The 12,101-nt window shown below is 43.2% G+C and carries 9 protein-coding genes; 3 read left to right on the top strand and 6 right to left on the bottom strand.

Features of this window, described 5'->3' with window-relative positions; genetic code table 11:
• Window positions 1-4: 4 nt before the first annotated feature.
• On the bottom strand, window positions 5-1,171 hold the full coding sequence (locus G9Q97_RS04590; protein ID WP_166143635.1) for an acyltransferase family protein: 1,167 nt from the start codon (window positions 1,169-1,171) through the stop codon (window positions 5-7).
• Between the two features lie 171 nt (window positions 1,172-1,342).
• Here G9Q97_RS04590 and G9Q97_RS04585 point away from each other — a divergent pair, with 171 nt between their 5' ends.
• From G9Q97_RS04585 to G9Q97_RS04575, 3 genes are all read left to right on the top strand, one after another.
• Window positions 1,343-2,740 (top strand): Gfo/Idh/MocA family protein, encoded by a 1,398-nt coding sequence (locus G9Q97_RS04585; RefSeq protein ID WP_166143633.1) that lies wholly within the window; start codon window positions 1,343-1,345, stop codon window positions 2,738-2,740.
• Window positions 2,741-2,843: 103 nt separating this feature from the next.
• Window positions 2,844-3,596, top strand: a complete 753-nt coding sequence (locus tag G9Q97_RS04580; protein WP_166143631.1) for a glucosamine-6-phosphate deaminase — start codon at window positions 2,844-2,846, stop codon at window positions 3,594-3,596.
• A 15-nt stretch (window positions 3,597-3,611) separates the two neighbouring features.
• Window positions 3,612-4,928 carry a sugar MFS transporter gene (locus G9Q97_RS04575; RefSeq protein ID WP_166143630.1) on the top strand — a complete coding sequence of 439 codons (1,317 nt, stop codon included), beginning with the start codon at window positions 3,612-3,614 and terminating at the stop codon, window positions 4,926-4,928.
• Between the two features lies 1 nt (window position 4,929).
• On the opposite strand, the gene G9Q97_RS04570 is transcribed toward G9Q97_RS04575, so the two are convergent.
• The 5 genes from G9Q97_RS04570 to G9Q97_RS04550 all read right to left on the bottom strand — a co-directional run bounded on the left by G9Q97_RS04570 (window position 4,930) and on the right by G9Q97_RS04550 (window position 11,880).
• Window positions 4,930-5,535: a nucleotidyltransferase family protein gene (locus tag G9Q97_RS04570; RefSeq protein WP_166143628.1), complete on the bottom strand. Its 606-nt coding sequence runs from the start codon at window positions 5,533-5,535 to the stop codon at window positions 4,930-4,932.
• A 13-nt stretch (window positions 5,536-5,548) separates the two neighbouring features.
• Window positions 5,549-7,021, bottom strand: coding sequence for a hypothetical protein (locus tag G9Q97_RS04565; RefSeq protein WP_166143626.1), 1,473 nt, complete (start codon window positions 7,019-7,021; stop codon window positions 5,549-5,551).
• A gap of 11 nt (window positions 7,022-7,032) precedes the next feature.
• Complete coding sequence (locus G9Q97_RS04560) at window positions 7,033-9,921, bottom strand: TonB-dependent receptor (RefSeq protein WP_394352960.1); 2,889 nt, start codon at window positions 9,919-9,921, stop codon at window positions 7,033-7,035.
• A 398-nt stretch (window positions 9,922-10,319) separates the two neighbouring features.
• Window positions 10,320-11,129, bottom strand: a complete 810-nt coding sequence (locus G9Q97_RS04555; protein ID WP_166143624.1) for a ferritin-like domain-containing protein — start codon at window positions 11,127-11,129, stop codon at window positions 10,320-10,322.
• Window positions 11,130-11,145: 16 nt separating this feature from the next.
• Window positions 11,146-11,880, bottom strand: a complete 735-nt coding sequence (locus G9Q97_RS04550; protein ID WP_166143622.1) for a ferritin-like domain-containing protein — start codon at window positions 11,878-11,880, stop codon at window positions 11,146-11,148.
• Between the last annotated feature and the right edge of the window lie 221 nt (window positions 11,881-12,101).

The following is a 12,101-nucleotide window of genomic DNA, read 5'->3' as shown; positions in this document are numbered from 1 at the left end:
TTACTTACACTTTAACAAATATTTTAAGGCGATAAAGGATGTAAAGAAAAATCCAAACCAACATAAATGCACCAAATGCCTGAAATACGGGATGCCAATCCTCTGGAAGTGGAGCATATAGGCCACCAAATAACTTGGTGCTGGTGTAATTGAAATTGATAAAGCTGTAGGCAAAGTAAACCGTGAGCGAATTCAGACCAATAACCTGGAAAAAAAAGGCCCATTTTCTGATTTTCCAAACATCAATGACCAAATAAAACATCAATAGAAACAAGAACGCTATTCCTGAAGTCAGAAGGATAAATGAGCTAGTCCAAAGGTGTTTGTTGATCGGGAAGTGCAGGCTCCAAAGTAAACCGACAGCGATTCCCAAAATTCCCGCCAGGGCAAGGTATTTAATTTTTCGGTTATCCAGCCAGGCTTTACCCAGAATTTCCCCGGCCAGTGTGCCAAAAAGGGTAAGGCATAAGGCTGGTATTTGGGTTAAAATTCCCAATTCGTCATAGTTCCCCTGTAACATTCTTCCCGGAAGGAAGGTCCTGTCAAACCAGCCTACCAGGTTTCCTTCTATGCTCAGGTCTCCTGCGCCAAAACCAGGTACAGGGATTAAATATAAAGCCGCGTAATACAACAACAGTATGCCCAGGCCTGTGACAAGTCGTTTGGTAAAGTCAAGGTTTAAAAACAAAAGGGTAGATACAAAAGTGGCCAATCCAATCCTGCCCAGTACACTGCCCAGCCTTATCTGATCCGGTTCAAAAAATGGGATGGGGGCATTTTTATAGAGAATGCCTAATAAAATCAAAATCAGCATTCTGATAAATGTTTTCCTGTAGAGGTTGAATTTCGAAAAACCCATAGATCTGCCCTTATTTAATGAAAAAGTCAGGGACACCCCGGCAATGAATAAAAATAAGGGAAAGATAAAATCATAAAAAGTAAAACCGTTCCACTCCGGATGGGTAAGTTGATCTGCTATCCAGTCCAGCGCCGCTATTCCTGTTTTACCTTTTAACAAGACCAGAAATGTACCCCCTCCTGCAATCAGCAACATATCAAAGCCTCTCAGGGCATCAATGGATAGTAATCGCCTGGATTTTGTCGGGTCTGCAGAAATAGGGGACTCCAGTTCCGGATCTTTTTTGAGGCCTTCTTGAGTGGTTTTATTCATGATTAATATATTAGGTAAAATGGGTTTTTACTTGTAAATCTCCTTTGATTTAAAGGATTGCTTCCAATATATTTTATTTTTCTGAATTTAAAAAGTATTTTTATTCCTTGCATTGGATACTGGTATGAAGTGCCAATGGTTGGTTTTTGTAAATTTGTGTTAATGATCAAGATGAAAAAGAATAGAAGAGATTTTCTAAAAGTTGGAAGCTTGCTTGGCTTGGCGGGTTTATCTGGCTGGTCTTCAGAAGTAAAGGCTGCCCCTACGAAGAGAAGGGCGGCTTTAGCCAATTTCAATATGAGTGGTTTTGCAGCACCGCCGTTGGAAAAAGTAAGGATAGGTTTTGTAGGTCTTGGAAACCGGGGGCCGGGAGCAGTGGTGCGAATGAGCAAAATCGAAGGGGTAGAGATCAAAGCTTTGTGTGATCTCAGACCGGAAAGAATAGCACATGTAAAGGATAGGATAAAAGATACCCCCCATAAACCTGCAGTTTATACCGGGTCAGAAGAGGCCTGGAAGAAAATGTGTGAATCCGAGGATTTAGACCTGATCTATATCGCTACTCCCTGGTACCTGCATGCACCTATGGCGGTATATGCCATGGAGCAGGGCAAACATGCGGCTACGGAAGTTCCTGCAGCCATAAGCCTGGATGAATGCTGGCAGCTGGTAGAAACTTCCGAAAAAACCAGAAAGCATTGCATGATGCTGGAAAATACCTGCTACGATTTTTTTGAGTTGCTCACCCTAAATCTTGCCAGGCAAGGTTATTTTGGGGAGATCATTCACGGAGAAGGGGCCTATATCCACGATATTTTGGAGGGTAATTTTTCCAAGACCAAGTATTACGATATGTGGCGGCTAAAGCAAAACCTGCGCAACGGAAACCTTTACCCCACCCATGGTTTGGGCCCTGTAGCCCAGATCATGAATATCAACCGGGGTGATCAAATGGATTATCTGGTAGCCGTTTCAAGCGATGACTTCATGATGGGAGAAAAAGCCAAAGCACTTGCCGCTGAGGACGATTTTTACAAGGAACTTGCGGGAAAAAGCTTTCGGGGCAATATGAATACCACAACCATTAAAACGCATCGGGGACGAACCATTATGTTGCAACATGATGTCACTTCTCCCAGGCCTTATTCCAGGCTGCATACCATCAGTGGCACAAAAGCCTATGCTCAAAAATATCCGGAACCGGGCAAAATATCAACCGGTCATGAAGGCTGGTTGTCTGAAGAAGCCATGAAGGAATTGGAAGAGGGTTTTTATCCTCCTATTGTAAAAAAAATCGGTGAATTTGCCAAACAAATTGGCGGCCATGGTGGTATGGATTTTTTGATGGATTGGCGTTTGATAGATTGCCTTAGAAATGGCATCCCTCTGGATATGGATGTTTATGATGCTGCTAGCTGGAGCGCTATCGCCCCTTTGAGTGAATGGTCTGTAGCCAACAGAAGTGAAAACATTGATGTACCCGATTTTACTAGAGGTGCCTGGCGAAACAATCAGCCTGTAGATGTGGAATTGAGCAAAGGCGGAAATACCAATATTTTGACGAGATGAACACAGGTCTGGAAGGGAAAACCAGCCAATCCTAAAAAAGATTTTGCTTTTGCCCCCTTTTTCCACCACTTTTAAGATTTATTATCATCAATAAACCATTTGAATGAAAATTTATAAGCGAAAAAATCCGCTGGAAATGGGTAAATTGGCAGGAGACCATGCTGCTAAGGCCATCCTCGCAGCCATTAATAGTAAAGGGTCTGCCAATATTATTCTTGCCACCGGAACCAGTCAATTTGAAACGATCAAAACTTTATTGACCCATCAGGAAATAGATTGGAGCAAAGTAACCATGTTTCACCTGGATGAATATCTGGGATTGCCCATTACCCATCCGGCCAGTTTCCGGAAATACCTTAAGGAAAGGTTTTTGGATGAAGTGAAGCAGTTAAAGGCCTATCACCTGATTGATGGAGAAAAAGATCCACAAGAAGAAACAGAGCGATTGGGAAAGCTGATTTTAGCACAACCCATAGATGTGGCATTGGTGGGTATTGGAGAAAACGGACATTTGGCATTCAATGACCCACCTGCTAATTTCTCTACTGAAGTGCCTTATCTGGTGGTAGATCTCGATGAGGACTGCCGTAAACAACAATTGGGCGAAGGGTGGTTTCCTAACCTGGAGGCAGTGCCAAAGCAAGCCATCAGTATGTCTATCCAGCAAATCATGAAGTCAAACAAAATCATTTGTTCTGTTCCTGATGAAAGAAAGGCGCATGCTGTAAAATCCTGCCTGGAAAATAAGGTAAGTCCTGAATTTCCGGCCAGTATTCTTCAGCAGCATCCTGATTGTGCCCTTTACCTGGATGAAGCATCAGCCTCGCTTTTAAGTCAAAAAGTATCTTTTAATTGATCGTTTGAATAGAAAATGCAGAAGACCCAGACCGTTGAAATTGGTTCATTAAACCCAAAACAAACCTATATATCCATCGCCATAATTGGTGGTTTGTTTTTTATTTTTGGATTTGTTTCCTGGGTCAATGCTATTTTGATTCCTTATTTTAAAATAGCCTGTGAACTGAATAATTTTCAGTCTTATCTGGTTGCTTTTGCATTTTATATTTCCTACTTCATTTTCTCCGTCCCAGCCTCTTACTTGTTGAAAAATGTAGGATTTAAAAAAGGGATGATGGTTGGTTTTTGGGTCATGGCTCTTGGTGCTTTCGTTTTCGTACCTGCTGCCATGGGTAGAACTTATGAATTATTCCTCTTGGGACTGTTTATGATAGGCGCAGGATTGGCGGTTTTGCAAACGGCAGCTAACCCCTACATAACCATTCTTGGCCCAAAGGAAAGTGCGGCGCAGCGGATCAGCATCATGGGCATTTTGAATAAGGGAGCCGGGATATTGGCTCCTTTGATTTTTGCTGCTGTGATACTAAGGGTATCGGATGATGAGGTCATCTCTCAGCTGCCAGCCATGGGTGAACTGGAAAAAAACATATTCCTGGATGAGTTGATCAGTAGGGTGATCATTCCCTACGCCATCGTGGGAACAGTCTTGGTTATTTTGGGGATTTTGGTCAGAATTTCACCTTTACCCGAGATCAATACGGAGAATGAAACGGAAACAGTTTCCAAGGCCAATGCCAATAAGTCATATATCCTGCAGTTTCCCCACTTGATATTAGGAGCCCTGGCCATTTTCCTTCATGTGGGTACACAGGTGATCGCCATCGATACGATCATGAGTTACGCCATCTCTATGAATATCTCATTATTGGATGCCAAGGTTTTTCCGTCCTACACCCTTGCGGCGATGATTGCCGGTTATATTTTCGGAATCATTGTCATTCCCAGGTTTCTTTCTCAGGTCACTGTATTGAAAGCATTCACCACTATGGGCCTGATTTTTACTTTTGCTATCTTATGGATACAGGGAGGAGTAGATTTTTTGGGCATGCAGGTGGATATCTCCATTTGGTTTGTGGTACTCCTTGGATTGGCTAATTCATTAGTTTGGGCAGGGATTTGGCCACTGGCTTTGGATGGTCTGGGCAAATTTACCAAACTGGGAGCTTCCATTTTGATAATGGGGCTTTGCGGAAATGCTATTTTGCCAATGATTTATGGTTATTTTGCCGATGAAATTGGACTAAGAGAAGCATACTGGGTACTGGTTCCCTGCTATCTTTACCTGATGTTTTATGCCTTTAAAGGCCATTCCATTAAAAAGTGGGCCTGAATCAATCAAAATGGGCCAGATTACCAGCCAGCAAAGCTTCATAGTCTTTTAAGGTATCAATGTCGATATTTCCAAGGTCAAATGGCACCGAAGCAGTATGATCGTCTTCCGAATTGATGATTTTTCTGGCACCTTCGGGCCCTTTAAGTTTTTCAAGGCTGGCAAAACAGCTTTGATCAAATAAGACCGGGACTCCAAGCCTGTTTTTATACAGGGAGGCAACTATTTTCTTTTCATGCTGGTTTTTTACCCTTATCAGCTCATCCAGGTGCTTTTTCTCAACAAAAGGCTGATCGGACAACATAATGAGAGCCAGCTTCGCCTTCGCTGATTTTTGAAGCATTTTTATCCCAAGACTCACAGAAGTGCCCATTCCCAGCTTCCAATCTGGATTCTCAACGATCACAGTTCCTAAATGGCTGATTTGCTGCTCTATTTCATTTTTGTAGGCACCGGTTACCACAATTATGGGATGGAAACCTGTATTTTGAGCAGTTAGGATGGCCCTTTCAATTAAAGTCTTTCCCTTATATTTCAGAAGTTGCTTTGGTTTTCCCAGCCTACTGGAATTTCCCGCAGATAGGATAATGGCTGCTGTATTTTCCATTGGGTTTGTCAGGTTACCTCGGAAGATCATTGCCGATAAAGGCATTTGGATTAACTTTTGGAATGCTGCTTCCCCACTTTGCTTGCAGCGCATCTATAAAGTAATTGGCCAGAAATGCATTTGCCCTGGCATTGGTATGCACCCCATCCACAGAAAACCCGCCATTGGGAGGAATGATGGAATTGGTCAAAGGTACCGATCCTGCATTGATGCTTCCAGACGCTACCTTGTCTAAAAAGTCGTTGACATCCACAAGCACCAACCTTTCGCTTTGAGCAGCTACTGCTGCTTGAATGATGCCATTAAAGGTATTGATTTTTTCCTCCAAAAATTCCTGTTCCTGAGGCAAAAGTACAAACTCATCACCTACAGGAACGGTAACTCCTATGATGGATGTTTGGTTACCGCCTACCGTTTCGCCAAGCACCGTAGCCAGGGTTAAAGCTACTTTGTCATTTTGCCGGCTCAGACGTATGGACGGGATTCCCATACCACTGAGATCGGTCAGGGTTTTGTCTTCCATGACAAACCCATTCAGACCAGGCTGAAAGCTTATGCTGCGTAGGTTGGTTTCTTCCGCTGAAATTAATCCTTCTTGTTGCGCCTGATTTAGTGCCAGATTGTAATCTTCAAAGGCCCCATTTGCCAAAATGGCAAAAGCCTGGTTCAGGGGCAACGCATTCCAACTAATGGTGCTGAAAAAAGGAAGGCTATTCAAATCAGGGATATTTCCAACGGCACCTTTTGCCTGGGTATTGGCCTGTAGCATGCTGTTCAGAGCCGTATTGTAAAGTTGCTCAAAATCTTCATCACTGGGTAACAACAGGTCATTGGCACCTCCCTGAAGGGCGTAGGGGAGAACATCGTTTTTTCCCAACCAGAATACAAAAAATGTCCCTCCGTCAGCCAAAGCGGCCGAAGCATCCCCAATCAATGTAGAGGATCCCGGATTACTGGCAAAACGTGCATAATGCAAGTTAAATAGGGGATGCTCTGGGGCATTGATGTTTCCTGTTTGAGGGGATAATGCCGCTGCGAGATTCATTCCATTTACCCCAAAGTTATTGATCTCAGCACGGTTTCCTTCAAAGGGTTGCAATGGGTTTCCCGGGACAATAGGGGCAGGGATTACGGATCCTGAATTGGGATCCACCCTAAGTATCAGCCTTCCGATATTGCTACCCGGAGGGCTCAACACATAAGCTCCTACCTCTGCATTCACATCAGGCAGGTTAAAATCTCCTCCTCCGACTTGTTTGAGCTGTTCTGCTAAAATAGCAACAAATGAATTTTGTTGACCACGATTGTATAAAGCTCCATCCATTACCCCGGCAGTAACCGAGCTGCCTATAGCAATAACTTTGCTATAATCGGCCTGTCCGGGATCGGGATTGGCATCAGTTGGTTCCGGAAAATCATAAAATCCATCACAAGATCCCAATATCAAAAGGAGCAATAAAGAAAGGTATTGTATATTCCGATGCATTTTTTCAGGGTTTAATTTAACAACTCATCAAAGGTTATGGATAGGTAATAAATGGCACCTATAGTGGGCCCCCCGAAATTCAGGAAATACCTGTTGTTGAAGATATTTGAACCTCCCAGTTTTACAACTGATTTGAGACTTCTCAGCTTGTAGGATACCTGTGCGTCCACATTATGTACCTCTGGTACATCTCCCCGCGCAAAGGAGGATTCCCAGCGAAATGCCGTTTGGTACCTGTAGCTCAGGTTGAATCCCATGTTTTTGGCGACTTTTCTATTCCCGAAATTGATATTGTATTTGTGTTCGGGGGTATTGAATTCTGAGAGGAAACCCTCTTCAAACGCAGTGATCAAGCGGTTAAAGTTGTAATTTCCACCTATGGTGTAATTATTGGGCAGGCTATAAGTGATACCAATCACAGCACCATGTGCCCGGACTTCCCTGTCCACAATATTGGTATAGGTCTGGAAGGTGTTTTCCTGGCCCGGGATTGTTACCGGAGTCAATAGGGTAGGGGCATTCACAGCATTGATGGCTCCCTGGTCTGTGGCTGGGGAGGCACCTGGATAAACAGGGCCAGGTGCTTTTCTAATCGCTGTTTGAGAAATAAAATCGTTATAAATATTGTAATAGTAAGCCATGTCAATCAGCAGCCGGTTATCGGCAAGCAAACCCTTGTACCCGATTTCTATGGAGTTAACCTGTTCCGGTCTTAATGCGGGTAAGTCCTCCACCTGTTCCAAAAGATTGGTGGCAGAAGCTGCTACGGGACTGGCTCCTGCGGCTACAGCTTCTGAATACTGTTGTACGGAAGCCAGGGAAAAGGCATTTTCAAACACATTGTATTTTTCCCTGTAGTAGGGCAGCCCTGAAATCAACCTGGCTGACACCACATTTAAATCGATGTGTTGGGCCTGGGTAGTGGGCATACGGAATCCTGTCTGATAAGATAGTCTGAAATTATTGTTCCCTTCTGTAAATACCCCGGAAATTCTTGGACTAAACTGTCCTTCAAAATTTTCATTCTTGTCATACCTGACAGATCCGGTGATCTTTAGTTTTTCGTCCAAAATTCGTTTTGAAGCCTGGGTATAACCTCCGAATTCCGTAACAGAAATATCATTTCCCTCCACGTCTGCAAAAATGGTTCCATTGGACCTCAAGTCATAAATCCGGTAGGAAGCACCAACCTGAAGGTCTATGAAATCAATTTCATTCTTAAAATCATATTGGCCTTCTGCCATATACATTCTGGACCGGTCATTGAACAAAGAACCCTGGGGAATAAAATCAGCTCTGATATTTCGTTCCGCATTTTGAAATTCGCTCGTTCCAGGCAGGTATCTGCCCTGATCTGCCTGAGTCCTTGCGAAGCGATGTGCCTCCGCTTGCTGCTCAATGGACCCCAAGGTTCCCGGAGAGACTTGCTGAAGGGCCAGTGCACCCATGTAATTCAATGTATATTCCCCAAACCATTGGGCATTTCCCTTCCATTCATCATTGATATTCACTCCTGTCAGATCGGCAATGTAGGAGTCTCCCGAATTTTCCCTGGTCGTATACGCCCGCAAAAAATAATTGTCTGTTTTTAGCTCCAGTTTGTGTTGGGTAATATTGAAATTGTTTAATGAGTAGCGTTGGGCCCCGGTATAGACCGATGTGCCGGAACCATAATTCAGGGTATAGGACAATTCTGCGCTGTCATTTAGCCGGTAATGAAGTGCACCGCTTACTTTGTAGTTTTTTGCCCCGTAATCGACCAGATCCCGCTCGTCATAGCCTGTTCGTGAAACCACCTGATCTGGAATACTGGCAATATAACCACCCAGTCCAAAAGCATTGGCTTGTTGTTGTATGGCGCCGACATTTCTCAGCAGACCTATATTATTGGAAACCTCATCTCCAAAAACATGCACCCTGTTTTCACCCGGATTAAATGACAAATCTCCCTGTGCTCCGGCATTGAGATCCGTTTGGTCGGTTCCATACCAGTCTTCAGCTTCCATAAATGTCGCACTTACCTTAAAGGCAAATTTATTGTTGAATGCATGGGCATAGCGGAGGGATCCTTCAAACATGGGTTGAGGAGAAACTGGCTCACCTGCCCTTCCAGCAACATGGTTAATGCCCTGCTTGTAAAAGGCACTTAATCCCTGGTATTCAAAGGGACTTTTGCTGTTTATCAGGAGAATTCCATTAAATGCATTGGGCCCATAAAGGGCTGAGGAAGCTCCGGGAATGAATTCCACACTTTCCACATCCAATTCAGATGGGCCATTGAGGTTACCTATAGGAAAATTCAGGGCAGGGGCCTGGGTGTCCATTCCGTCTGTCAATTGTACAAAACGGGTATTGCCAGTAGAATTAAAACCTCTTGCGTTTAAAATTTGAAAATTTATGGATGTGCTGGTCACATCCACCCCTTTCAGGTTAGCAATTGCTTTGTAATACGTATCGCTGGCTGTTTCCCGGATATCCAGGATATCCATTTTTTCAATAGTTACCGGTGATTGCAGAATACTTTCTTCCACCCTGGAAGCCGAGACTACCACCTCCTGACCCAGCATGGTTTGTTCTTCCAGAATTACCTGTAGCCCGCTTACCTCATTATCCGCTATTTCTACTTCCTTACTGGCAAAGCCAATCATGGAAAAAATCAAAGTCAGTGGTGGGGCTTGGCTGACAGTAAGGTTGTAGTTACCATTCACATCCGTAATGGTTCCGATAACTTTACCCTTAACCAAAATATTGACCCCGATTAAAGGCTCATTGGTTTCGGATTCAACTACTTTTCCTGAGATGGATACCGTATTCTGGCCTTTGATCTGAGCACTAAAAAGAAAAAACCCCAGAATTGCCATCCAGAAGGATAACCTGTATGCCTTTATAGAGATGCTCATGATTTATTTGGGTTTAGGTTAACAAAATGGGTTAATTTGTCAGTCAAAATTTCATAATCATTATTTATATTATAGAATTGATTTTGATACTTCATAGATAAATGATGAAACAGCATTTTATTTTTAAACGGTTAATTTTAATTTAAGGTAATGAAAATTTAATTTATTTGCACCATTATTCCAATGAATTGCTGTAGGGTTTGGTGGGTTTTATTTGAAAATGCGATTAGTGCTAATAAAAAAACAGGAGCAATTCATCCGCTGTGGATAATTACTCCTGTTTCTGTTTCAGGCATTTACTTGGACCTAAAATCTGCAGACCTGTTTCAGTACCAGGTCAAATCCAGACCATTGATGGTATGAAGAAACCTTTCTGATGCAGGTCCGGATTAAAGGATTCAGACTATAAATAAACCAGCTATAGTAAGTACTTCATGCTTATTAAGGGGCTCATCAAAGGATTCTGTCACCCCATCTGCACCAACAAGGCTAACTGTGGTGACATCTACTCCTCCCTGCACCAAGTTATCCTCGCCATTATACACAGCCTGTGTTTGTGCGGGCATGCCTTCACCCCTTTGGTCCTGAAGAATCCAGCCTTTCAAACCCCTCAGTCTCCTCACTTCTGATGCATGTCTGGCCTCCACTGAATGAATCTGCAGCGCAGCGGTCAATAAGTCTCCATTAGAAATCAAGTTCCCCGCCTGACCCTTGTAAGCCCTGACGCCTGTATCTTCAAAAGCTTGTGCTAAAGCCAAAAACTGTTGGTAATCCCCAAATGGATTGAAGGCTCCTCCGGCGGTAAAATCGAAATGGGGTTTGGAAACCGGAGTGGCTCCCAGTGAATCGATGACAATTTTCAGTAAGTCTACATGGTGGGCCTCATGAAATTTGATCAACTCAATGATAGAATGGTCCTTACCGCTAGGAATAAGACCATTTGTATCCAATCCCATTGTATAAAATTCCGCTTCCAGATATTCCAGTGTCAATGCAAAATTAAGCACATCAGCCAGATCTTCGGTAGTCGCAGATTGAGCAGAAGCCTTGTTATTTGCTGCTACACCGGCAAGTGAAAGGGGTATTGCTGCAAAAGCCGCTTTTTTACCTAATCCAACCAGTTTTTCAAAGGCGTCTCTTCTTGATATGAAGTTTTCCATTCCTTCAGGCTTCACATCATAATTTTTTAATAATTTAAATATGTTCATGATTGCTTCCTCCGTTTTAAGATTTTGGTAATTGATTTGCATTTATTTTATTTAGGATAAACGGGGATGCTGCTTCCAGGACTTTCCCGGGTTTAAACGCCCTGTCCAATCCATCGCCATCGATGACATCGCTTCCTGCAAATGACCTGGGATCCTCGTCCAAAACACTTCTGATAGCTGCTGCATGTCTTCCCTCTACAGAAACAATTTTCCCGGCAATCAAAAGCAAATCAGCACTTTCAAATAACCTGCCGGCACCATTGTAAGCAGCAACGCCAAGATCTTCAAAGGTTTTTGCAGTACTTAAGACACTTTGCCGGTTGGAAAAATCCACCGTACTGAAGTCGAAAGTCAGGGAAATAATGGCCTTATCACCTAAGGCTGCCTTTAAGAAATCTCTGTGGGCTACTTCATGCTTCCGTAAATCCTCCATGATCACCATTTCTTCATCAGATATGCCATCGTAAGGCATGTTGACCACTTCAATGTAAAATGCAGCTTCAAGCTGTTCAAGTGCATAGGCATAGTTCAAAATGCCTGTGTCACCCCTGCCCAGATTTACCGGACGTGGGTGACCTTCGGGTTTACCCTTTCCCTTGTCTGGGAGAATTTGCTCCAGGTGTTCACAACCTGAAATCAACAATCCGGAGGCCGCAAGTGTGGCTCCTCCGTATTTGATAAAAGATCTTCGTGAACCATTAAGTCGGGAAACCAAAGGGGTTTCCACTTTTGATTTACTGGTTTTTGACATGATACTGTTGGTTATTGGTTAATAAATTATTGAAGCAAACCTTTAGCATGGCTCATTTTTATAGTAAACCAAGGCTTAGTCTAAGGGGATGAGCAACACTAAATGGTTTCCGTCAATCACTTACGAACCAATCAATCCTTTTGGATCTGCAAGGGGGGGGGAAGAATTAAAAAATTTCCTGTTTGGATAGGTAGGATATAAAAAAGCCCATGTTAATATGG

Origin of the sequence: Cyclobacterium plantarum, from assembly GCF_011290685.1 — a bacterium.
GTDB classification, from domain to species: domain Bacteria; phylum Bacteroidota; class Bacteroidia; order Cytophagales; family Cyclobacteriaceae; genus Cyclobacterium; species Cyclobacterium plantarum.
The sequence above is the reverse complement of the archived record's forward strand: the minus strand, read 5'-3'. Positions and strand labels throughout refer to the sequence as shown.

Coding starts and splice junctions, on each gene's coding strand:
- G9Q97_RS04555 (WP_166143624.1), bottom strand. CDS start 11,129: ATGAACATATTTAAATTATTAAAAAATTATGATGTGAAGCCTGAAGGA.
- G9Q97_RS04560 (WP_394352960.1), bottom strand. CDS start 9,921: ATGAGCATCTCTATAAAGGCATACAGGTTATCCTTCTGGATGGCAATT.
- G9Q97_RS04570 (WP_166143628.1), bottom strand. CDS start 5,535: ATGGAAAATACAGCAGCCATTATCCTATCTGCGGGAAATTCCAGTAGG.
- G9Q97_RS04585 (WP_166143633.1), top strand. CDS start 1,343: ATGAAAAAGAATAGAAGAGATTTTCTAAAAGTTGGAAGCTTGCTTGGC.
- G9Q97_RS04590 (WP_166143635.1), bottom strand. CDS start 1,171: ATGAATAAAACCACTCAAGAAGGCCTCAAAAAAGATCCGGAACTGGAG.
- G9Q97_RS04575 (WP_166143630.1), top strand. CDS start 3,612: ATGCAGAAGACCCAGACCGTTGAAATTGGTTCATTAAACCCAAAACAA.
- G9Q97_RS04580 (WP_166143631.1), top strand. CDS start 2,844: ATGAAAATTTATAAGCGAAAAAATCCGCTGGAAATGGGTAAATTGGCA.
- G9Q97_RS04550 (WP_166143622.1), bottom strand. CDS start 11,880: ATGTCAAAAACCAGTAAATCAAAAGTGGAAACCCCTTTGGTTTCCCGA.
- G9Q97_RS04565 (WP_166143626.1), bottom strand. CDS start 7,021: ATGCATCGGAATATACAATACCTTTCTTTATTGCTCCTTTTGATATTG.